Origin of the sequence: Burkholderia sp. BE12 (assembly GCF_002959955.1) — a bacterium.
In the GTDB taxonomy this organism is placed as follows: domain Bacteria; phylum Pseudomonadota; class Gammaproteobacteria; order Burkholderiales; family Burkholderiaceae; genus Burkholderia.
This window is the reverse complement of the sequence record NZ_PREY01000049.1, coordinates 1-20,009: the sequence shown is the minus strand read 5'-3', so window position 1 is coordinate 20,009 and position 20,009 is coordinate 1. Positions and strand designations below refer to the sequence as shown.

Sequence of the window (20,009 nt, the reverse complement as noted above, 5' to 3'; positions counted from 1 at the left end):
CAACGGCATCCTGCAGTCAGTCAATTCAATCCACGGAGTACCGAACATGAATGTGCTGATCGTCTATGCCCATCCCGAACCGCGTTCGCTGAACGGCGCGCTGCGCGACTTCGCCGTCGGCCATCTCGAAGCGGCGGGCCACACGGTGCAGGTGACCGACCTGTATGCGATGAACTGGAAGGCGGCATTCGATGCGAACGACGTGACCGATCGTGCGCCCGACACACGCTTCGATCCGGCGCTCGATTCGAAGCGTGCGTTCGCGGCGGGCACGCAGAGCGAAGACATCGCGCGCGAGCAGGACAAGCTGAAGTGGGCCGACGCGGTGATCCTGCAGTTTCCGCTGTGGTGGTTCTCGATGCCGGCGATCATGAAGGGCTGGTTCGAGCGCGTGTACGCGTACGGTTTTGCCTACGGCGTCGGCGAACATTCCGATACGCAGTGGGGCGACCGCTACGGCGAAGGCTCGCTGGCCGGCAAGCGGGCGATGGTGGTCGTCACGACGGGCGGGTGGGAGTCGCACTACGGCCCGCGCGGCATCAACGGACCGATCGACGACGTGCTGTTCCCGATCCAGCACGGGATGCTGTACTACCCGGGGTTCGACGTGCTGCCGCCGTTCGTGATCTATCAGACGGGCAAGATGAATGCCGCGCGCTTCGACGAAACGCGCATGGCGCTCGGCCGGCGTCTCGACGATCTGTGGACCACGCCGCCGATTCCGTTCCGCCGGCAGAACGCGGGCGATTACGAGATTCCGGCGTTGACGTTGAAAGAGGAGATCGCGCCGGGGAAGGTGGGGTTCGCGGTGCATTCGGCCGCCTGATGGTGACTGCGCACCGCTGATGCGGGGTAGCGCGAATGACCGCCGCCGAATGCAAAACGCCAAGCGCAAAACGCAAAAGACCCGGGCGGCCTGCGTGACATCGCCGGCCGCCCGGGTCGTGCATCTCATGGCATCGCGCGGCCGTGGGTCGCGGCCGCGATTCGTCGTTGCTTACCGATCGTCTTCCCGCACCGACGAAGGATGCCGGCACAGCGCCCGCACCTCCATCTCCATATACGGAAACAGCGGCAGCTGACTCAGCACGTCATGCAGTTGCTGCACGCTTTCGACGTCGAAGATACTGACGTTGGCATACTGCCCGGCGATCCGCCACAGATGACGCCAGGTCCCGTCGTTCATCAGCCGCTGGCACATCGCCTTTTCTTCCGCCTTCAGCGTGGCGGCCTTGACCGGATCCATGTCCGCCGGCAGGCGAACGGTCATTTCCACATGAAACAGCATCCTGCACTCCTTGCGTTGTCGATTCGTCGAACGGGACGGGCGCTCACGCCTGCGCGCGGGGCCGCTCCACTTCGCTCCCCGGCACGTCCTGCTTTTCCTTGAGCAGCGAGAAATCGAAGTCGATCAGCGCGAACTGGCCGTCGACGCCGTACGGCTTGCCTTCCGCGCCTTCCGCCTGCCTGACCGGCGGGATCAGCCCGTCGCGCGTCGCGAACGCGAAGTCGTCCCACAGATGCGGATCGCCGTCGATGTTGATCTGCGTCGTCAGCTTACGATAACCGTCCGCGGAAACGAAGAAGTGAATGTGCGCCGGACGATGGCCGTGGCGGCCGAGCTGATCGAGCAGTTGCTCGGTCTTGCTGCCCGGCGGCACGCTGTAGCCGACCGGCAGCACGCTGCGGAAGCTGTAACGGCCTTCGGCATCGGTGCGGATCGAGCGGCGCAGGTTGAACGCGGGCTGCGACGGGTCGAAGTACGAGTAATTGCCCAGGTGGTTCGCATGCCACACCTCGACCAGCGCATTCGCGAGCGGCGCGCCGTCCTGGCCGAGCACCCGGCCGCGCATGATCAGCGTCTGGCCCGGATCGGTGCCGTCGTCGAGACGCGCGTGGCCGACCGATTCCGGCGCGCCGGCGACGTACAGCGGCCCTTCGATCGTGCGCGGCGTGCCGCCGTGGATGCCGGCCTTTTCCTCGGCTTCGTCCATTCGCACGTCGAGGAAGCGCTCGAGGCCGAGGCCCGCGGCGATCAGCCCGAATTCGCGGCCGGCTTCGTTCAGGTAGTTCAGGGCCGTCCAGAATTCGCTCGGCTGCACGTCGAAATCCTCGATCGTGTAGCAGAGGTCCTTCACGATCCGGTTGACGATCGCGCGTACGCGCGGGTTGCCGGGCTTCTCGGCGGCGTCGTCGAAGGTCTTCAGCAGTGCGTCGATGGCTTGCTTGTTCATCTGTGTCTCCGGTTTCGGTTGTCGTGTGGGGATCAGCGGGCGTCGCGTCGCATCCGTTCGATGCGGGCCCAGTCGAAGGTGAGGCCGAGGCCGGGCGTCGCCGGCAGATGCAGCTTGAAATCCTGGTAGCGCAGCGGCTCGACGAGGATCTCCTCGGTGAGCAGCAGCGGGCCGAACAGTTCGGTGCCCCATTTCAGCGAGTCGAACGTGCTGAACAGTTGCGCGGACGCCATCGTGCCGGCCGCGCCTTCGAGCATCGTGCCGCCGTACAGTTCGATACCGGCCGCCGCGGCGATCGACGCGACGCTCGCCGCGCCCTGCAGGCCGCCCGATTGCGCGATCTTCACCGCGAACACGTCGGCCGCGCGATCCTGCGCGAGCGCGAACGCGTCGACGGGGCCGTGCAGCGCCTCGTCGGCCATGATCGGCACCTGCGCGAGCTGAGTGAGGCGTTTCAGCCCCGCGCGGTTGGTCGCGGCGATCGGCTGCTCGACGAGGCTCACGCCGGCGTCGGCGAGCCGCGCGCCGGCCCAGATCGCATCGGTTTCGCTCCATGCCTGGTTCACGTCGACCCGCACGTCGCCGCGCTCGCCGAGCGCGCGCTTGATCGCGACCACGTGGGCCACGTCGTCGGCGACCGCGTTCGAGCCGATCTTCAGCTTGAACGCGCGATGGCGGCGGGCTTCGAGCATCGCTTCGGCTTCCGCGATGTCGCGCTGCGTGTCGCCGCTCGCGAGCGTCCATGCGACGTCGACCGCATCGGTCCGGCGCCCGCCGAACAGTTCGGACAGCGGCACGCCGAGACGCTGCGCCTGCGCGTCGAACAGCGCGGTCTCGATCGCGCACTTCGCGAAGCGGTTGCCCTGGAACAATTTGCGCGCACGCGCCATCGCGGCGCCCGGGCGCGTCGCGTCCATGCCTTGCAGCAGCGGCGCGAAGTAGGTGTCGAGGTTGACCTTGATGCTTTCCGGGCTCTCCTCGCCATAGGCGAGACCGCCGATGGTCGTCGCCTCGCCGACGCCTTCGATACCGTCCGTGCATCGAATTCGGACCAGCACGAGCGTCTGGCAATTCATCGTGGCGACCGACAGTTTATGGGGCCTGATCGTCGGCACGTCGACCAATAATGTCTCGATGCGTTCGATGGTGGCGGCAGTTGCTATCATGCGATTCCTCCTGTTGGTGCACATGGTAGGAATTCCCGCCCCGCGTCGTCCAACACTCTTTCCGACTACTTCCATACCTTTGAGGCATGAAATGGAATTACGTCAGCTCCGTTACTTCATCGCCGTCGCCGAGGAAATGAACATCACGCGGGCAGCGGAGCGGCTGCACATGACGCAGCCGCCGCTGAGCCGTCAGATCCAGGCGATCGAGGACGAGATCGGGTTGCCGCTGTTCGAGCGCGGCGCGCGGCCGTTGAAACTGACCGATGCCGGGCGCGTGTTCTATGCCCAGGCGAAACGTCTGGTCGACCAGGCCGACGAGCTCGGGCCGCTGACGCGGCGGCTTGCGCAACTGTCGGAGCGGATCGTGATCGGTTTCGTGCCGTCGACGCTATACGGCGCGCTGCCGGACGTGATCCGCGCGTTTCGCGAGGCGCAGCCGGACGTCGAGCTGTCGCTGATCGAAATGTTCACGCTGGAACAGCTGGGCGCGCTGAAGGGCGGCCGGATCGACGTGGGGTTCGGCCGCTTGCGCTTCGACGACGACCAACTGGTGCGCGAGGCGCTGATCGAGGAGAAGCTGATCGCGGCGCTGCCGGTCGGGCATCGGCTCGCCGATCCGGCCCGGCCGCTGACGCTCGCGGATCTCGCGAACGAGACGATGATCGTCTACCCGAGCACGCCGCGGCCGAGCTTCGCCGATCAGCAGTTGTCGGCGCTGCGCGACGGCGCGGTCGTGCCGGCGGCCGTGCACGAGGTGCGCGAACTGCAGACGGCGCTCGGGCTCGTCGCCGCGCAGGTGGGCGTGTCGCTGGTGCCGGAGAGCGTGGAGGGCGTGCGCGTGAAGGGCGTCGTCTATCGGCGGCTGCCGGAGCCGGGCGCGACTTCGCCGATCATCATGAGCCGCCGGCGGCACGGCGAAAGCGCCGCCACCGCGGCGTTCTGCGCGATTGCGCGGGAGATGATCGTGCCGGCGGCATAGCGGGACGTCGCTTCGGCCTTGTGGTGCAACTAACGGTCTAGCTGCGCTACGTCCGCGGATGGAAATTCGGCATGTCGCCGCAGCCTCGTGTCGTCGACCGAATGATGCCAGCTCCATTAATGAGATAGATTATTAATGAGAAAAAGACGGTCTCTAATATATAGAGAGATATGTTAATGAGATATCGATCGCAAAAAAGCGCGGTGGATATTCGAATTCTTGCCATTTTCGATTTTGATTATTTCGGATCGAGATACCTAAATCGGCTCGTTTTCCTTCCGTAAACCCCGGTCATGGAACGGCGCTTGCCATTCCTCATCGACCCGACAAGCCGGAGGAGCGTGAAAATGAGTCGATTTGCCAAAAGCATAAAATTCAGGATTTTTATCACCCTTGCGTCGTGCGTCGCATTAATGATCGCGATCGGCGTGTTCGGCGTATTCGGTTTGTCCCGGCTGAATTCGAATCTGCATCGCGCTTATCAGGGCAATACATTGCCGATCCGTGAATTGACCGAAATTCGCGCCATCTCGCTCGGGATTCAGCTTCAGATGCGCCGGATCCAGGGGGAGCGCGACCCGGTACGCACGCGAAGCGGCGTCGACGAGATGCGTGCCGAGCAAAGCCGCCTCGATACGCTCTGGAACCGCTATTACACGGAATCGATCACGAGCGACAAGGAGCGCGCGATCGCCGAGCGCATCCACGCCGTGCTGCCGCGCTTCAGGGCAGGCGTCAATGACGTCGTCGCGGCGATGAGCGGCTCGGCCCCCGATGCGATCAACGCGGCGATCGACCGGCTGCTGCCGGCCGCGGGCGAACTCAGGCAGGTGCTCGAAGACGACATCGCGCTGAACGCCGAGCAGGCGAAGTCGTTCGTCGACGACAGCGAGTCGACGTTCAGGACCATTCTGTGGATCGCGATCGGCTTGATCGGCGCCGGGGTGCTGATCGCGGCGTGGGCGTCCGTGCACCTGCTGCGACACATTTCGACGCCGCTCGGCCAGGCCGTACGCGTGGCCGACGAAATCGCGGGCGGCACGCTGGACAATCGGATCGACATCGATTTGCACGACGAATTCGGCCAGTTGCTCGGCGCGCTGGCGACGATGGACCGGCAGCTCGGCACGACGGTGCGCGGCATCAAGCGCAGCGCGGAGTCGGTCGCGATCGCGTCGCACCAGATCGCGAGCGGCAATGCGGATCTGTCGGCTCGCACGGAGGAGCAGGCCGCGTCGCTCGAGGAGACCGCATCGAGCATGACGCAACTGACGGAGACCGTGAAGCAGAACGCCGACAACGCGCAGCAGGCAAATACGCTCGCGACGCGTGCGACGGGCATCGCGGATGCGGGCCACGACGCCGTGCAGCACATGGTCGCGACGATCGAGCAGATCAGCGACCGCTCGAGCCAGGTGTCCGATATCACGGGCGTCATCGAGGGGATCGCGTTCCAGACCAACATTCTCGCGCTCAATGCGGCCGTGGAGGCGGCGCGCGCGGGCGAGCAGGGGCGCGGCTTCGCGGTAGTCGCGAGCGAAGTGCGCAACCTCGCGCAGCGTTCGGCGGCGGCGGCGAAGGAAATCAAGGAGCTGATCGGCGCGTCGGTGTCGATGATCCACGACAGCGCGCAGCAGGCCACGGACGTGGGCGCGACGATGGGCCAGGTGAAGCAGGCGATCAAGCAGGTGTCCGACATCGTCGCCGAAATCGCGGCCGCGTCGCGCGAGCAGAGCCAGGGGATCGAGCAGGTCAACGTGGCGATCGGGCAGATGGAGGGCGTGACGCAGCAGAATGCGGCGCTCGTCGAGCAGGCCGCCGCCGCCGCGCATTCGCTCGAAGAGCAGGCCGGCCATCTGCAGGCGGCGATGTCGGCGTTCAGGCTGGCGGGTGCCTTCCCGGACGCGCCCGCCGCGCCGGCGGTTGCGTCGCCGGCGCGGGCGTGGCCGTCCGCGGCAGTGCGGCCGCCGAGCGTGCCGGCAGCTGTGGCTCCAGTGGGTGGGTCCGCCGAATGGCATGCGCTTTGAACGCGACGCGGTCCGCCTCTGTGGCGACGTGCATGCCGGTGCGCCAGACACGCCGGCGCGCGCGTTCGCCGTTCACGTTCACGATCCGTCCGCGGCGATGCGGGCGGTGGATCTGCCGATGACACCCATGACGAACCTGACTCAGGCAGTACTGACGCTCGACGCGCTCGTCGACATGTGCGCGCGTTTCGATCCGTCGGACGCGGATCAGCGGCTGATCGTGCGTACGATGGTCGTGCCGATGCTGGCGCGGCGGCTGAAATGGCTGGAACTGCTGCTACGCGCGTGCCCGCATAGTCCGGCCACGCGGGCGATGTTCGAACAGGTCGAACGCGCGCTGGCCTGCGCGTCGTCGCGACTGGATGGTCCGGGATTGCCGTCCGCGGGCGCTGCGGAAGCGGCGCAAACGGCACAGCCGACGCGAGCGGCACCGGCGTAAGCACAACCGGCGCAAACTGCTCACGCCGCTCACGCTGCTCGGGCCATCGCAACAACCCGTGCCGGGGGCGGCCCCGGCCACAGCAGCGGTCAGCAGCCGTGCTGTACCGCAGTGATCGTCGGCCCCGCCGGTCGTCGTGCGCGCCTGCCACGTAACGGGCAATTGCCCGCGCAGCCGCGGGCGAGTCCGCCCGGAAACGCACGGGCGTGCGCTCAACGCTTCGCGTCGAGCGTCTCCGACGGCGATTCGCCGAACCTTTCCCGATACGCGATCGCGAACCGCCCGAGATGGGTAAACCCGCAGTCGAGCGCGATATCGGCGATCCGCCGATCGGATGCCGCGCCGCGCAGCAGTTCGCGCGCGTGCGCGAGCCGCGTCGCGCGCAGGTATTGCATCGGGCTCATCCCGCGAAATTGCAGGAACGCGTCGCGCAGCGTCCGTTCGGGCACGTTGGCGGCCTGGACGATATCGGCGAGCTGCAGCGGCTGTGCGTAGTGCGCATCGACGAAATCCTGTGCGCGCCGTACGAAGCCCGGCGCCGGGTCGCGATGCGACGCCTGCAGCACGGACGGCGGATGGCCTTCGATCAGCAGATCGATCAGCAGGTGCTCCAGCTGCGACGCGACGCGCGGGTTCGCGTACGCGCGTTCGAGCAGTTCAGGCGAGCGCGCGACGAGCATCAGCTGCTGGCGCCACGCGGCGAGTGCGGCGTCGCTGATGTGCAGCACGGGGTCGAGCGTCGCGCGTGGGTCGCCGGTCAGCGAGCCGACGGTCGCCGCGTCGATGCGCAGCACGAACTGCTCGCAATCGGCCGACAGCACCGCGTCGAAGCGCTCGCCGGGCGCGCATAGCACGCCGGTCTGCCCGTCGACGCCGAGCTGCCGCCCCATCGCGCGCACTTCCGCCTGACCCGACAGGCAAAACATCAGCAGGTAGTAGCCGTCGACCGCATCGACCTGCACGCGCATCGCGTCGCCGAACGCGATCGTGCCGATCCCGAGGCCGCCCAGCTTGACGAAATCCATGTGCGACGCACCGTGCACGCGGCCGCTCGGCAGCAGCGCGTGCGGCTGCATCACGCGCGAGATCCGCTCGCGCGTCTCGTCGAGATCGCGGGATTCGAACAGCCGGTGCGCGCGTAGCGCGAGCGGCTCGAACGACGTTGGGGACATGGGCCTCAGCCTTGGTATGAACGACGTGCGCTTCGATCCGACGAATGGGGCGAGATCGTGCGCCAGGTCGCGTGTGCCGTCATGCTAGCGCAGAAATCCGCCGAAAGTGGATATTGCGCCGCCGCAATCGCACTTTCCGGATAGACGCCGAATATTAGCTTTTCAAAAATCGGCTCCATGCATTCAACGCAACGGATCGACAAGGAGTCCGACATGGAGCAGACAGAATCGCCCGTCGTTTTCGCCGCACGCGGCGACGCATCCGACGTGACCTTCCCGCACGACGACGGCTCGCGCGTGCCGTACAAGGTGTTCAGCTCGCAGGCGGTCTACGAACGCGAGCAGGAACGCATCTTCCGCGGGCCGACGTGGAATTTCGTCGCACTCGAAGCGGAAATCCCGAACGCCGGCGACTTCAAGAGTACGTTCGTCGGCGACACGCCGGTGGTTGTCACGCGCACCGAGGACGGCGCGCTGTCCGCATGGGTGAACCGCTGCGCACACCGCGGCGCGCAGGTGTGCCGCAAGTCGCGCGGCAACGCGAGCTCGCACACGTGCGTCTATCACCAGTGGAGCTTCGACAACCAGGGCAACCTGCTCGGCGTGCCGTTCCGGCGCGGCCAGAAGGGGATGACCGGGATGCCGGCCGATTTCGATCCGAAACAGCACGGGTTGCGCAAGCTGCGCGTCGACAGCTATCGCGGGCTCGTGTTCGCGACCTTCAGCGACGACGTGATGCCGCTGCCCGACTACCTCGGCGAGCAGATGCGCCCGTGGATCGACCGGATCTTCCACAAGCCGATCGAGTATCTCGGCTGCACGCGCCAGTATTCGAAGTCGAACTGGAAGCTGTACATGGAGAACGTGAAGGACCCGTATCACGCGAGCATGCTGCACCTGTTCCATACGACCTTCAACATCTTCCGCGTCGGGATGAAGGCGCGCTCGATTCCGGACGCGAACCACGGGCTGCACAGCATCATCACGGTGACGAAGACGGGCGACGATACGTCGGCCGCGTACAAGCAGCAGAACATCCGTTCGTTCGACGAGGGTTTTCATCTGGAAGACGAATCGATCCTCGATCTCGTGTCGGAATACGACGAGGACTGCACGAACCATATCCAGCCGATCTTCCCGCAGCTCGTGATCCAGCAGATCCACAACACGCTGGTCGCGCGCCAGATCCTGCCGAAGGGGCCGGACAACTTCGAGCTGATCTTCCACTTCTTCGGTTATGCGGACGACACGCCCGAGCTGCGCGCGCTGCGCATCAAGCAGGCGAACCTCGTCGGGCCGGCCGGCTATATCTCGATGGAGGACACGGAAGCGACCGAGCTCGTGCAGCGCGGCACGGTGCGCGATGCCGACGCGACGTCGGTGATCGAGATGTCGCGCGGCAACCCGGACCAGCAGGACACGGTGATCACCGAGAGCCTGATCCGCAAGTTCTGGGTCGGCTACCAGAAGCTGATGGGCTATTGAGGCAGGAGCAAAAAATGACGGAAGACATGAAGACGTGGTTCGAGATTTACATGCTCCAGAACCGCTACATCGGGCACCTCGACAACGACCGGCTCGAACACTGGCCGGAAATGTTCACCGAGGACTGCACGTACGAAATCGTGCCGAAGGAGAACGCCGATCTCGGGCTGCCGGTCGGGATCGTTCACTGCACGAACCAGCGGATGCTGCGCGATCGCGTGGTGTCGTTGCGGCACGCGAACATCTACGAAGAGCATACGTACCGGCACATGACGTCGGGCCTGACGATCGTCGCCGAACGCGACGGCGAAATCGACACCGAGAGCAACTACGTGGTCGTGCAGACCCGCAGCAACGGCGAATCGAACGTGTACCAGGCCGGCAAGTACTACGACACGGTGGTGCGCACGCCCGATGGGCTGCGTTACAAGACCAAGCGCGTGATCTACGACACGTCGCGCGTGCAGACGCTGCTCGCGACGCCGATCTGACCGATCTGACGAAGCAAGGAATCGACATGACAGAAGCAACGCTGGCCGAGTGGCATCCGCTCGGCGCTTTCGACGAATTCTCCGAGGACGAACCGGCGGCGCGCGTCGCCGGCCAGAAGCCGATCGCCGTGTTCCGGATCGGCGACGAACTGTTCGCGATGCACGACCTCTGCACGCACGGACATGCGCGGCTGTCCGAAGGCTATGTGGAGGACGGCTGCGTCGAATGCCCGCTGCACCAGGGGCTGATCGACATTCGCACCGGTGCGCCGAAATGCGCGCCGATCACCGAGCCGGTACGGACTTATCCGATCCGGATCGTCGACGGGCAGGTGGAAGTCAATGTCGGCTGATCCGTTCGTGATCGTCGGGGCCGGCCACGCGGCACGGCGCACGGCCGAGGTGCTGCGCGAACGCGACGCGGCCGCGCGCATCGTGATGATCGGCGCGGAGCGCGAGTTGCCGTACGACCGGCCGGCGCTGTCGAAGGATGCGCTGCTGAGCGATGGCGGCGAGCAGCGTGCGTTCATCCGCGATGCCGCGTGGTATGACGCGCAGCGCATCGAACTGCGGCTCGGCACGCGTGTCGATGCGATCGAGCGGGACGCACGGCGTGTGCGGCTCGACGGCGGTGCGACGTTGCCGTACGCGAAGCTCGTGCTCGCCACGGGCTCGCGCGTGCGGACGTTCGGCGGTCCGGTCGACGAAGGTATCGTTGCGCATTACGTGCGTACCGTTGCGGATACGCGTGCGTTGCGTGCACAACTTGTGCCCGGGCGCCGCGTGGCGGTGCTCGGCGGCGGCTTCATCGGCCTCGAGGTCGCGGCGGCCGCACGCCAGCTCGGCTGCGACGTGACGGTGATCGATCCGGCGGCGCGCTTGCTGCAGCGTGCGTTGCCGGAAGTCGTCGGCGCGTATGCGCGGCAATTGCACGACGCGCGCGGTGTGGTTTTTCAGATGGCGACACTGCCGCGCGCGATCCGTCGTGGGCCGGCCGGTGGAGCGATCGTCGAGACCGACCGTGGCGAGGTGCAGGCCGACATCGTCGTGGTCGGTATCGGCGTGGTGCCCAACGTCGAGCTTGCGCAGGCGGCCGGGCTCGACGTCGACAACGGGATACGCGTCGACGCAGGTTGCCGCACGGCCGATGCCGCGATCTTCGCGGCGGGCGAGGTGACGATGCACTTCAATCCGCTGCTCGGGCGTCATGTGCGGATCGAATCGTGGCAGGTGGCCGAAAACCAGCCGGCCGTCGCGGCCGCGAACCTGCTCGGCGCCGACGAGCGCTATGCCGAGCTGCCCTGGCTGTGGTCCGATCAGTACGACTGCAACCTGCAGATGCTCGGGCTGTTCGGTAGCGAACGCACGATCGTCGTGCGCGGCGATCCGGCGAGCGGGCCGTTCACGGTGTTCGGGCTCGGCGACGACGGCAGGATCGTCGCGGTTGCCGCGGCGAACCTCGGGCGCGACATCGGCGCGTCGCGGCGGTTGATCGCGGCAGGCGCGGTGCCCGATCCGGTGAAGCTGGCCGATCCGGCAGTCAGTCTGAAGACGTTCATGTAGCGGCGGGACGCACGGCGCGTGTGCGCCGCGCGTGCCGACGCCGGCGGCGGGTTTGTCGGTTGCGGCGAAATCGGGGATATTAACGACATCGCCGATCCGCCCGTCCTCCATGACGCCAGACAAAGCCCTCGAACTGAAACGAAGCAAGCGCCGCGCGCTGTGGCTGCTGCTGGCCGCGGTCGCGGTGTTCGTCACGACCATCCTGCTGCCGCGCGGCCCGTGGGTCGACGGCTTCAAGGCGGTGGCCGAAGCCGCGATGGTCGGCGCGCTCGCCGACTGGTTCGCGGTCGTCGCGCTGTTTCGCCGCGTGCCGATCCCGTTCGTGTCGCGCCACACCGAGATCATTCCGAAGAACAAGGACAAGATCGCCGACAACCTCGCGGTGTTCGTGCGCGAGAAATTCCTCGGCCCCGACGCGCTCGCCGCGCAGATCCGCCAGCACGATCCCGCGCGCAAGCTCGGCGCGTGGCTCGGCGAGCCGGCGAACACCGACGCGCTCGGCGGCTACGTGACGAAGCTGATGAGCTTCGCGCTCGACATGACCGACGACGCGCGGATCCAGTCGTTCGTCCACGATGCATTCCGCGCGGTGATCGACCGGGTCGACCTGTCGCAATCGGCCGGGGCGATCCTCGACACGCTGACGAAGGACGGCCGCCACCAGGCGCTGCTCGACGACGCGATCGACCAGGTGGTCGACGTGCTCGACAAGGAAGAGAACCGCGAGGTGATCGCGGGCTTCATCGTCGAATGGCTGAAGACGCAATACCCGAAGGTCGAGAAGATCATGCCGACGCAGTGGTTCGGCGAGAACGGCGCGCGGATGCTCGCGAGCGCGGTGAGCCGCGTGCTGGAGGGTGTGGCGGCCGATCCCGAGCACGAGCTGCGGCAACGCTTCGACCGCACGGTCGTGCGGCTGACCGAGCGGCTGAAGCACGACCCCGCGTTCATCGCGAAGGGCGAGGAGATCAAGCGCTATATTCGCGACGGCGATGCGTTCAACGAGTATGTGCGCGACTTGTGGGACCAGTTGCGCGCGTGGCTGAAGGCCGATCTCGCGCGCCCCGATTCGGCGCTGCACCGGCAGGCCGCGACGCTCGGCGGCTGGCTCGGCGCGCGGCTCGCCGAGAGCCCGGCGCTGCGTGCGTCGCTGAACGAGCACGTCGAGAAGGCCGTGCACGAGATGGCGCCCGATTTCGCCGATTTCCTGATGCGCCACATTCGCGACACGGTGCGCAACTGGGATGCGCGCGAGATGTCGCGGCAGATCGAACTGAACATCGGCAAGGATCTGCAGTACATCCGCATCAACGGCACGCTGGTCGGCGGGCTGATCGGGCTCGGGTTGTATCTGGTATCGCTCGCGCCGCGCTGGGCAGCCGGGTGGCTGCACTGACGCGGCCACGCGAACGAACGGCGGACCGCGTGCCTACGCGTGCGTGCGCTCGCGCGGTTCGACCTTGCGGTCGATCTCGCTGCGCGTCGGCAGTGTCTTGAGGTCGTACGCGGCTTGCAGGTTCAGCCAGAATTCCGGCGACGTATCGAAGTAGCGCGCGAGCCGATAGGCCGTATCGGCCGTGATGCCGCGCCGTTCCTTGACGATTTCGTGCAACCGCGTCGCCGGCACGTTCAATGCAAGCGCCAGCGCGTTGACGCTCAGTTCCAGCGGAACGAGGAATTCTTCCCGCAGGATTTCGCCCGGATGAATCGGGCGCATTCCATTCTCGAGCATGCGAAGCTCCAGTCAGTGATAGTCGACGATCTCGACCTGGGTGGGGCCATCGTCGCACCATTCGAAACAAATCCGCCATCGCTCGTTGATGCGGATGCTGTGCTGACCTTCCCGATCGCCCTGCAACGCTTCGAGCCTGTTGCAGGGAGGTGCCCGCAAATCGCGCAATTCCTTCGCTGCGGCGATCATTTGCAGTTTCCGGGCGGCAACGATTTCGATCGTGCGGAAGCGCTTGGGCGATTCTCCTGCGAAAAGCAGCTGCGTATCTTTGCATCGGAACGAAATGATCATTACGGGCATGGTATTACGTCTAGCGTAATACGTCAATAAGGATGAAATGGCGTCGGCGATGCGCGCGTCGAAGCTTCGCCGCGTGAAGGGAACAATAGGAGAACTACCCGATTGGAAATCGATGGGAGCGACACGTGATGACGGACATCGCCGATGCATGCCCGCCGGTTTCCGTCGTCCCGACGAGTATAGGGCCGCACATTGCTTTTACGGGCCCGATATGCCATTCGGACGATCTAATGCATCAACGGCACGCTGGTCGGCGGGCTGATCGGGCTCGGGTTGTATCGGGTGTCGCTCGCGCCGCGCCGCGCTGGACGGCCGGGTGGCTGCACTGACGCGGCCGCCGGCATCGCAAAGGGCGCGATGTCGTGCACCCGCACGTCACGCGTGCGCTTTCGCGCCGTGCAGTTGCAGGCCGAGCGCCTTGATGACCTTCAGAATCGTGCCGAAGCTCGGGTTGCCGTCGTGCGACAGCGCCTTGTACAGCCCTTCGCGCGACAGGCCCGTGTCGCGCGCGACCTGCGACATGCCGTGCGCGCGCGCGATGATGCCGAGCGCGTGCGCGATGAAGGCCGGATCGTCGCCGGCTTCCTGCAGACATGCTTCGAAGTAATCGGCCATGTCGTCCGCGGTTTTCAGGTGTTCGGCCGAATCCCACGGCCGGGTTCTGATCTTGTCCATCGATTACTCCATGTCGAGATGCGCGAGCATCGCGTGCGCGGCGCGTATGTCGGCCTGTTGCGTCGATTTATCGCCGCCGCAAAGCAGGATGACCCAGATCGTTCCGCGCCGGACGTAGTAGACGCGATAGCCGGGGCCATGGTCGATACGCATTTCGACAACCGGCGAGCCGGCGGACTTCCAGTCGCCCGGATTGCCCATCGAGAGACGGTCGATGCGTGCCTGGATGCGGCGCTTTGCGACGCGATCCGGCAGGCCGGCAAACCATGCGTCGAAGACGTCGGTGGTTCGGATGCTGAATGCTGGAGCACTGTATGTCATCGATAGCGGCTTGTCAACCATGGTTCACATTGGTCGGGCGGTTTCCATGGCGCTCACCATAAGGCCGCGCGCGTCATTTGTCGGCTCAATGGCCGTCAGGCCGATGCATGCCCGGCGCGCGAGCCTGGCGGTCGATGAAAGTCGGTATTTCCCGAATCCGTCTACAATCAAAAACGTCTTTGCCGCCCGTGTGTGCCCGCCGCATGCGGGCGGATCCGTTCGTCCTCCCGTATCGGGAGGCGGCACCGTGCATCGCGCGGTGAGCAGTGCCGTGGTCTGTGTCCAGTAGGTAAGGCGTCCGCGTGCCGTAGGCCGGCGCGCGTCCTGAACGCCGCGTGTCCGTAGGCCGGGCAGGCGGCATAACCGAGAGTCCCCATGAAAGCATCGGATCTGTTCGTGAAGGCGCTGGAAGCCGAAGGCGTCGAGTACGTGTTCGGCATTCCAGGCGAAGAAAACCTCGATCTGCTCGAATCGCTGCGGCGCTCGAAGATCAAGCTCGTGCTGACCCGGCACGAACAGGCGGCCGGGTTCATGGCCGCCACCTACGGCCGCCTCACGGGCCGCACCGGCGTGTGTCTCGCGACGCTCGGGCCGGGCGCGACCAATTTCGTGACGGCCGCCGCGTATGCGCAGCTCGGCGGGATGCCGATGCTGATGATCACCGGGCAGAAGCCGATCAAGTCCAGCAAGCAGGGTCACTTCCAGATCGTCGACGTGGTCGACATGATGCAGCCGCTCACGAAGTTCACGCGGCAAATCGTGTCGATCGGCAACATCCCGTCGGCCGTGCGCGAAGCGTTCCGCCGCGCGGAGGAGGAGCGCCCGGGCGCCGCGCACCTCGAACTGCCCGAAGACATCGCGCACGAGGAGGGCGACGGCAAGCCGATCCCGCGCAGCTACAGCCGGCGGCCGGTCGCGGAGGAGAAGGCGGTCGCGCACGCGGTCGACGCGATCCAGGCCGCGCGCCATCCGCTCCTGATGATCGGCGCGGGCGGCAACCGCAAGACCACCTGCAAGATGCTGCTCGAATTCGTCGACAAGACGGGCATCCCGTTCTTCACGACGCAGATGGGCAAGGGCGTGATCGACGAGACGCACCCGCTGTGGCTCGGCAACGCGACGCTGTCCGACGGCGACTTCGTGCATCGCGCGATCGAGCATGCGGATTGCATCATCAACGTCGGTCACGACGTGATCGAGAAGCCGCCGTTCTTCATGCGCACCGACGACAAGACCGTGATCCACGTGAACTTCCTCGGCGCGCAGGTCGACCCCGTCTATTTCCCGCAGATCGAGGTGGTCGGCGACATCGCGAACGCGGTGTGGCAGATGAAGGAGGCCATGTCGCCGCAGCCGCACTGGGATTTCACGCGCTTCACGATGATCAAGTCGCATTTCGACGCGCATCTGGAAAAGGGCCAGCACGATCCGCGCTTCCCGATGTATCCGGTGCGGATCGTGAACGACCTGTACAACGCGCTGCCGCTTGACGGCATCGTCTGTCTCGACAACGGGATGTACAAGATCTGGTTCGCGCGTTACTGGCGTGCGCACGAGCCGAATTCGCTGCTGCTCGACAACGCGCTCGCGTCGATGGGCGCGGGCCTGCCGTCGGCGATCGCGACGAAGATCGTGCATCCGCAGCGCAAGGTGATCGCCGTGTGCGGCGACGGCGGCTTCATGATGAATTCGCAGGAGCTCGAAACGGCCGTGCGGCTGAAGCTCGACATCGTCGTGATGATCCTGCGCGACGATGCGTTCGGGATGATCCGCTGGAAGCAGGAGAACATGAATTTCCCCGATTTCGCGATGACGCTGCAGAACCCCGATTTCGTGTCGTACGCGCAAAGCTACGGCGCGCACGGGCATCGCGTCGAGTCGGCCGACGATCTCGAGCCGTTGCTGCGCGAGTGCTTCTCGTCGCCGGGCGTGCACGTGATCGACGTGCCGATCGACTACTCGGACAACGAGCGCGTGCTGAACCGCGAGATCAAGCGCCTGTCGGCGCAACTCTGACATCCCCGTTCACAGGAAGGAGTCGTTCCATGTTGAAGGAAACCTATCCGTACTACCTCGCCAACGAAGCCGTCTACGCGAACACCGATCTGGAGGTGACCGACAAGTTCAGCGGCAAGGTCGCCACGCGCGTCGCGCTGGCCGACGCGAAGGCGATCGATGCGGCGATCGCCGCGGCAGTCGACGCCGCGAAGCCGATGCGCGAGATGCCCGCCTACAAGCGGCAGGCCGTGCTCGATCATTGCGTCGCGCGGTTTCGCGAACGTTTCGACGAGCTGGCCGAGGCGCTGTGCATCGAGGCCGGCAAGCCGATCAACGATTCGAAGGGCGAAGTCACGCGGCTGATCGATACGTTCCGCGTCGCATCCGAGGAATCGGTGCGCATCGACGGCGAGATCGTCAACCTCGAGATCTCCGCGCGTGCGCAGGGCTATACGGGCTACACGAAGCGCGTGCCGATCGGCCCGTGCTCGTTCATCTCGCCGTTCAACTTTCCGTTGAACCTCGCCGCGCACAAGGTCGCGCCCGCGCTCGCGGCCGGCTGTCCGTTCGTGCTGAAGCCGGCGAGCCGCACGCCGATCGGCGCGCTGATCATCGGCGAGGTGCTCGCGGAAACCGACCTGCCGAAGGGCGCGTTCTCGGTGCTGCCCGCGCATCGAGACGGCGCCGACCTGTTCACGACCGACGAGCGCTTCAAGCTGCTGTCGTTCACCGGTTCGCCCGCCGTCGGCTGGGCGCTGAAGGAGAAGGCCGGCAAGAAGAAAGTCGTGCTGGAGCTCGGCGGCAACGCGGCCGCGATCGTCGATGCCGACCAGCGCGACCGGCTCGACTACGTGGTCGAGCGGCTCGCGTTCGGCGCGTACTACCAGTCGGGCCAGAGCTGCATCGGCGTGCAGCGGATCCTCGTGCATGCCGATCTTTACGACGCGCTGCGCGAGAAGCTGATCGCGAAGACGCGTTCGCTGAAGATGGGCGATCCGAAGGATCCGTCGACGTTCGTCGGCCCGATGATCTCCGAAGCCGAGTCGCGCCGGCTGTCGGGCTGGATGGACGCGGCCGTCGCGGCGGGGGCGAAGATCGTCGCGGGCGGCAAGGTCGACGGCGCGATGTTCGAGGCGACGCTGCTGGAAAACGTCGGGCGCGAGCAGGACCTGTACCGGAAGGAGGCGTTCGGCCCGGTCGCGATCCTCGAGAAGTTCGACCGCTTCGACGACGCGCTCGCGCGCGTGAACGACAGCGACTTCGGGCTGCAGGCCGGCGTGTTCACCGATTCGCTCACGCATGCGCAGCGCGCATGGGACGAACTGGAGGTCGGCGGCGTCGTGATCAACGACGTGCCGTCGTTCCGCGTCGACAACATGCCGTACGGCGGCGTGAAGGATTCGGGCCTCGGCCGCGAAGGCGTCCGCTACGCGATCGAGGACATGACCGAGCCGCGACTGATGGTGGTGCGGCGTCGGTAACGCGCGACGGGCGGTGCGGTGCGGTGCCGCGACGGCACGCGGGCGGGCGATCGGGCCGGCCCGCGTGCCGTTTTTCATGGCGGCGCGCAGCGGCACGGCGCCGCGCGTGCCCCGTGCGGACGCCCGAAACAGGCTCGACTACGGGCATCGCCTCGTGATGTAATCGCGCGAAACTGCCGACCGGGGTACGACGCCGGAACGCGCGAATTCATTCTCCACGAGGTCGATTCATGTCCCCCGTCTCGGCATTCAAGCTGGTTCTGTTGTCATTCCTCGCGATCGTCGCGCTCGAATACATCGCCAAGCGGCTGCGGCTGCCGCCCGCGGCCGCGCTGCTGATCGGCGGCATCGGCATCGCGTTCATCCCCGGTCTGCCGCCGGTCAACCTCGATCCCGAGCTGGTGCTGCTGGTATTCCTGCCGCCGCTGTTGATGGACGGTGCGTACTTCTCCGTGTGGGAAGAATTCAAGCGCAACGTCGGCGGCATTCTGATGCTGGCGATCGGCGCGGTCGTGTTCACGACGTTCGCGGTCGGCTTCGCCGTGCACTGGGTCGTGCCGGCGCTGCCGTGGGCCGCGTGCTTCGCGCTCGGCGCGATCGTGTCGCCGCCCGATGCGGTCGCCGCGAAGGCCGTGCTCGAACGCGTCGCGCTGCCGCGCCGGCTGATGGTGCTGCTCGAAGGCGAGAGCCTGCTGAACGACGCGGCCGGCCTCGTGCTGTTCCGCTTCGCGGTCGCGGCCGCGCTCACCGGTGCGTTCAGCCTGGAGCACGCGGTCGTGCGCTTCGCGGAGCTCGGGCTCGGCGGCGTGGTGGTCGGCTTCGTGGTCGGCAAGCTCGTCGTGTGGTTCCTGAAGCTGCTCGACGACGACTACCTCGTGATCACCGTCGCGGTGATTGCCGGATGGATCGCGTACATCGCGGGCGAAATGGTCGAGGTGTCGGGCGTGATCGCGACGGTCACGGCCGGCATGATCGTCGGCTGGCATCAGCACGAGGTGTTCTCGGCGGCCGTGCGCACGCGCGGCACCGCGTTCTGGCAGGTCATCGTGTTCCTGCTCGAGGCGATGGTGTTCGTGCTGATCGGGCTGTCGCTGCGCGGCGCGATCCACCGGCTCGGCGGCTTCGAGCAGGTGCTCGGCACGATGGTGCCGCCCGTGCTCGCGGTGCTGGCGGCGGTGATCGTGTCGCGCTTCGTGTGGATCTACGCCGTCGAGGCGCTGAAGTGGCCGGTGCGCGGCCTCGCGCGGCGCGGGCCGGCGCCCGACTGGAAGGCCGCGACGATCATGAGCTGGGCCGGCATGCGCGGCGTGGTGACGCTGGCGATCGCGTTGTCGCTGCCCGAGGCGCTGCCCGGCCGCGACGTGATCCTGGTCGCGTCGTTCGCGGTGATTCTCGTCACCGTGCTGCTGCAGGGTACGACGATCGGGCCGCTGATCCGGCTGCTGCGCCTGCCGCAGCGCGACGAGCGCGCCGCGCACCACCTGACCGAGCCGCAGACGTGGGCGTACGTCGAGGCCGCGCAGCTCGCGGCGATCCAGCCGCTCGTGCATGACGAGAACGGCGTCGTGATCCATCCGCGCCTGCTCGAGCAATACACGTATCGCGCCCAGTTGACCGAACGGACGAAGAACGAGCCCGCGTATCCGGCGGAAGTGCGCGTTGCGCACTACGACGTGGTGCTGGCCGCGATCCGGGCCGGGCGCGCCGAACTGTTGCGCCTGCACCGGTCAGGGCGCATCCACGACGAGATGTTGCATACGCTCGAACGCGACCTCGACCTGCAGGAAGTATCCGCGCAGCACGCGCGCGGCTAGCAGGCTGTCGAAAAGCGCCTCGTTTCGACAGGCGGCGCGGTGTTCGAGAGGATTTCGTCTGCGATTGGCCGCCGAGGGGCAGACGTATCGTGCCGGATGCCCCGATGCCCCGATGTCCCGATGCCCCGA

20 protein-coding genes are annotated in these 20,009 nt (G+C 66.2%); 12 read left to right on the top strand and 8 right to left on the bottom strand.

Features of this window, described 5'->3' with window-relative positions; translation table 11 throughout:
* Nucleotides 1–46: 46 nt before the first annotated feature.
* Nucleotides 47–826, top strand: coding sequence for an NAD(P)H-dependent oxidoreductase (locus C4B30_RS33010; protein ID WP_105133559.1), 780 nt, complete (start codon nt 47–49; stop codon nt 824–826).
* A 171-nt stretch (nt 827–997) separates the two neighbouring features.
* Here the strand turns inward: C4B30_RS33010 and catC are convergent, their stop codons facing one another.
* Genes catC through C4B30_RS32995 form a run of 3 tightly spaced genes read right to left on the bottom strand, consistent with a single transcriptional unit; the run spans nt 998 to nt 3,400 of the window.
* Nucleotides 998–1,288 carry a muconolactone Delta-isomerase gene (gene catC, locus C4B30_RS33005; protein ID WP_027782456.1) on the bottom strand — a complete coding sequence of 97 codons (291 nt, stop codon included), beginning with the start codon at nt 1,286–1,288 and terminating at the stop codon, nt 998–1,000.
* 43 nt (nt 1,289–1,331) lie between these two features.
* Entirely contained in the window at nt 1,332–2,234 is a 903-nt protein-coding gene (gene catA, locus C4B30_RS33000) for a catechol 1,2-dioxygenase (RefSeq protein ID WP_105133558.1), read from the bottom strand.
* 32 nt (nt 2,235–2,266) lie between these two features.
* Nucleotides 2,267–3,400 carry a muconate/chloromuconate family cycloisomerase gene (locus tag C4B30_RS32995; RefSeq protein WP_105133557.1) on the bottom strand — a complete coding sequence of 378 codons (1,134 nt, stop codon included), beginning with the start codon at nt 3,398–3,400 and terminating at the stop codon, nt 2,267–2,269.
* Nucleotides 3,401–3,491: 91 nt separating this feature from the next.
* On the opposite strand from C4B30_RS32995, the gene C4B30_RS32990 reads away from it, so the two are divergent.
* The 3 genes from C4B30_RS32990 (at nt 3,492) to C4B30_RS32980 (ending at nt 6,848) form a co-directional block, all read left to right on the top strand.
* Complete coding sequence (locus C4B30_RS32990; RefSeq protein WP_105133556.1) at nt 3,492–4,382, top strand: LysR family transcriptional regulator; 891 nt, start codon at nt 3,492–3,494, stop codon at nt 4,380–4,382.
* Nucleotides 4,383–4,729: 347 nt separating this feature from the next.
* Nucleotides 4,730–6,409, top strand: a complete 1,680-nt coding sequence (locus tag C4B30_RS32985) for a methyl-accepting chemotaxis protein (protein WP_105133555.1) — start codon at nt 4,730–4,732, stop codon at nt 6,407–6,409.
* Nucleotides 6,410–6,536: 127 nt separating this feature from the next.
* Nucleotides 6,537–6,848: a hypothetical protein gene (locus C4B30_RS32980; RefSeq protein ID WP_027782461.1), complete on the top strand. Its 312-nt coding sequence runs from the start codon at nt 6,537–6,539 to the stop codon at nt 6,846–6,848.
* 212 nt (nt 6,849–7,060) lie between these two features.
* Here the strand turns inward: C4B30_RS32980 and andR are convergent, their stop codons facing one another.
* Nucleotides 7,061–8,020: an anthranilate 1,2-dioxygenase regulatory protein AndR gene (andR, locus tag C4B30_RS32975; protein WP_105133554.1), complete on the bottom strand. Its 960-nt coding sequence runs from the start codon at nt 8,018–8,020 to the stop codon at nt 7,061–7,063.
* A 213-nt stretch (nt 8,021–8,233) separates the two neighbouring features.
* Here andR and andAc point away from each other — a divergent pair, with 213 nt between their 5' ends.
* The 5 genes from andAc (at nt 8,234) to C4B30_RS32950 (ending at nt 12,955) form a co-directional block, all read left to right on the top strand.
* Nucleotides 8,234–9,505: an anthranilate 1,2-dioxygenase large subunit AndAc gene (gene andAc / locus C4B30_RS32970; protein WP_105133570.1), complete on the top strand. Its 1,272-nt coding sequence runs from the start codon at nt 8,234–8,236 to the stop codon at nt 9,503–9,505.
* Nucleotides 9,506–9,519: 14 nt separating this feature from the next.
* Nucleotides 9,520–9,996 carry an anthranilate 1,2-dioxygenase small subunit AndAd gene (gene andAd / locus C4B30_RS32965; RefSeq protein ID WP_006490977.1) on the top strand — a complete coding sequence of 159 codons (477 nt, stop codon included), beginning with the start codon at nt 9,520–9,522 and terminating at the stop codon, nt 9,994–9,996.
* Between the two features lie 26 nt (nt 9,997–10,022).
* Nucleotides 10,023–10,349 carry an anthranilate 1,2-dioxygenase ferredoxin subunit AndAb gene (gene andAb, locus C4B30_RS32960; RefSeq protein WP_006479527.1) on the top strand — a complete coding sequence of 109 codons (327 nt, stop codon included), beginning with the start codon at nt 10,023–10,025 and terminating at the stop codon, nt 10,347–10,349.
* A complete protein-coding gene (andAa, locus tag C4B30_RS32955) occupies nt 10,339–11,559 on the top strand; it encodes an anthranilate 1,2-dioxygenase system ferredoxin--NAD(+) reductase (protein ID WP_105133553.1) in 1,221 nt (406 codons plus the stop codon). The genes andAb and andAa overlap by 11 nt, the downstream gene beginning before the upstream one ends.
* A gap of 109 nt (nt 11,560–11,668) precedes the next feature.
* Complete coding sequence (locus C4B30_RS32950; RefSeq protein WP_105133552.1) at nt 11,669–12,955, top strand: DUF445 domain-containing protein; 1,287 nt, start codon at nt 11,669–11,671, stop codon at nt 12,953–12,955.
* Between the two features lie 33 nt (nt 12,956–12,988).
* Here the strand turns inward: C4B30_RS32950 and C4B30_RS32945 are convergent, their stop codons facing one another.
* From C4B30_RS32945 to C4B30_RS32930, 4 genes are all read right to left on the bottom strand, one after another.
* Nucleotides 12,989–13,291, bottom strand: coding sequence for a HigA family addiction module antitoxin (locus tag C4B30_RS32945; protein WP_027782466.1), 303 nt, complete (start codon nt 13,289–13,291; stop codon nt 12,989–12,991).
* 12 nt (nt 13,292–13,303) lie between these two features.
* Nucleotides 13,304–13,582 (bottom strand): type II toxin-antitoxin system RelE/ParE family toxin, encoded by a 279-nt coding sequence (locus C4B30_RS32940; RefSeq protein ID WP_105133551.1) that lies wholly within the window; start codon nt 13,580–13,582, stop codon nt 13,304–13,306.
* Between the two features lie 384 nt (nt 13,583–13,966).
* Nucleotides 13,967–14,266, bottom strand: coding sequence for an addiction module antidote protein (locus tag C4B30_RS32935; protein ID WP_105133550.1), 300 nt, complete (start codon nt 14,264–14,266; stop codon nt 13,967–13,969).
* A 3-nt stretch (nt 14,267–14,269) separates the two neighbouring features.
* The gene (locus C4B30_RS32930; RefSeq protein ID WP_051421365.1) at nt 14,270–14,587 is read right to left on the bottom strand and encodes a type II toxin-antitoxin system RelE/ParE family toxin; all 318 of its coding nucleotides are present in this window, start codon (nt 14,585–14,587) and stop codon (nt 14,270–14,272) included.
* 375 nt (nt 14,588–14,962) lie between these two features.
* Here C4B30_RS32930 and C4B30_RS32920 point away from each other — a divergent pair, with 375 nt between their 5' ends.
* The 3 genes from C4B30_RS32920 (at nt 14,963) to C4B30_RS32910 (ending at nt 19,880) form a co-directional block, all read left to right on the top strand.
* The gene (locus tag C4B30_RS32920) at nt 14,963–16,603 is read left to right on the top strand and encodes an acetolactate synthase large subunit (protein WP_027782469.1); all 1,641 of its coding nucleotides are present in this window, start codon (nt 14,963–14,965) and stop codon (nt 16,601–16,603) included.
* A 29-nt stretch (nt 16,604–16,632) separates the two neighbouring features.
* On the top strand, nt 16,633–18,066 hold the full coding sequence (locus C4B30_RS32915) for an aldehyde dehydrogenase family protein (protein WP_105133549.1): 1,434 nt from the start codon (nt 16,633–16,635) through the stop codon (nt 18,064–18,066).
* Between the two features lie 230 nt (nt 18,067–18,296).
* Nucleotides 18,297–19,880, top strand: coding sequence for a Na+/H+ antiporter (locus C4B30_RS32910; RefSeq protein ID WP_027782471.1), 1,584 nt, complete (start codon nt 18,297–18,299; stop codon nt 19,878–19,880).
* Nucleotides 19,881–20,009 lie beyond the last annotated feature (129 nt).

What these genes read in the sequence shown, in the direction of transcription:
- C4B30_RS32920 (WP_027782469.1), top strand. Translation starts at nt 14,963, where the DNA reads ATGAAAGCATCGGATCTGTTCGTGAAGGCGCTGGAAGCCGAAGGCGTC.
- C4B30_RS32980 (WP_027782461.1), top strand. Translation starts at nt 6,537, where the DNA reads ATGACGAACCTGACTCAGGCAGTACTGACGCTCGACGCGCTCGTCGAC.
- C4B30_RS32945 (WP_027782466.1), bottom strand. Translation starts at nt 13,291, where the DNA reads ATGCTCGAGAATGGAATGCGCCCGATTCATCCGGGCGAAATCCTGCGG.
- C4B30_RS32950 (WP_105133552.1), top strand. Translation starts at nt 11,669, where the DNA reads ATGACGCCAGACAAAGCCCTCGAACTGAAACGAAGCAAGCGCCGCGCG.
- andR (WP_105133554.1), bottom strand. Translation starts at nt 8,020, where the DNA reads ATGTCCCCAACGTCGTTCGAGCCGCTCGCGCTACGCGCGCACCGGCTG.
- C4B30_RS32910 (WP_027782471.1), top strand. Translation starts at nt 18,297, where the DNA reads ATGTCCCCCGTCTCGGCATTCAAGCTGGTTCTGTTGTCATTCCTCGCG.
- C4B30_RS32935 (WP_105133550.1), bottom strand. Translation starts at nt 14,266, where the DNA reads ATGGACAAGATCAGAACCCGGCCGTGGGATTCGGCCGAACACCTGAAA.
- andAa (WP_105133553.1), top strand. Translation starts at nt 10,339, where the DNA reads ATGTCGGCTGATCCGTTCGTGATCGTCGGGGCCGGCCACGCGGCACGG.
- C4B30_RS32940 (WP_105133551.1), bottom strand. Translation starts at nt 13,582, where the DNA reads ATGATCATTTCGTTCCGATGCAAAGATACGCAGCTGCTTTTCGCAGGA.
- andAc (WP_105133570.1), top strand. Translation starts at nt 8,234, where the DNA reads ATGGAGCAGACAGAATCGCCCGTCGTTTTCGCCGCACGCGGCGACGCA.
- C4B30_RS32995 (WP_105133557.1), bottom strand. Translation starts at nt 3,400, where the DNA reads ATGATAGCAACTGCCGCCACCATCGAACGCATCGAGACATTATTGGTC.
- C4B30_RS33010 (WP_105133559.1), top strand. Translation starts at nt 47, where the DNA reads ATGAATGTGCTGATCGTCTATGCCCATCCCGAACCGCGTTCGCTGAAC.
- catA (WP_105133558.1), bottom strand. Translation starts at nt 2,234, where the DNA reads ATGAACAAGCAAGCCATCGACGCACTGCTGAAGACCTTCGACGACGCC.
- C4B30_RS32930 (WP_051421365.1), bottom strand. Translation starts at nt 14,587, where the DNA reads ATGACATACAGTGCTCCAGCATTCAGCATCCGAACCACCGACGTCTTC.
- catC (WP_027782456.1), bottom strand. Translation starts at nt 1,288, where the DNA reads ATGCTGTTTCATGTGGAAATGACCGTTCGCCTGCCGGCGGACATGGAT.
- C4B30_RS32990 (WP_105133556.1), top strand. Translation starts at nt 3,492, where the DNA reads ATGGAATTACGTCAGCTCCGTTACTTCATCGCCGTCGCCGAGGAAATG.
- C4B30_RS32915 (WP_105133549.1), top strand. Translation starts at nt 16,633, where the DNA reads ATGTTGAAGGAAACCTATCCGTACTACCTCGCCAACGAAGCCGTCTAC.
- andAb (WP_006479527.1), top strand. Translation starts at nt 10,023, where the DNA reads ATGACAGAAGCAACGCTGGCCGAGTGGCATCCGCTCGGCGCTTTCGAC.
- C4B30_RS32985 (WP_105133555.1), top strand. Translation starts at nt 4,730, where the DNA reads ATGAGTCGATTTGCCAAAAGCATAAAATTCAGGATTTTTATCACCCTT.
- andAd (WP_006490977.1), top strand. Translation starts at nt 9,520, where the DNA reads ATGACGGAAGACATGAAGACGTGGTTCGAGATTTACATGCTCCAGAAC.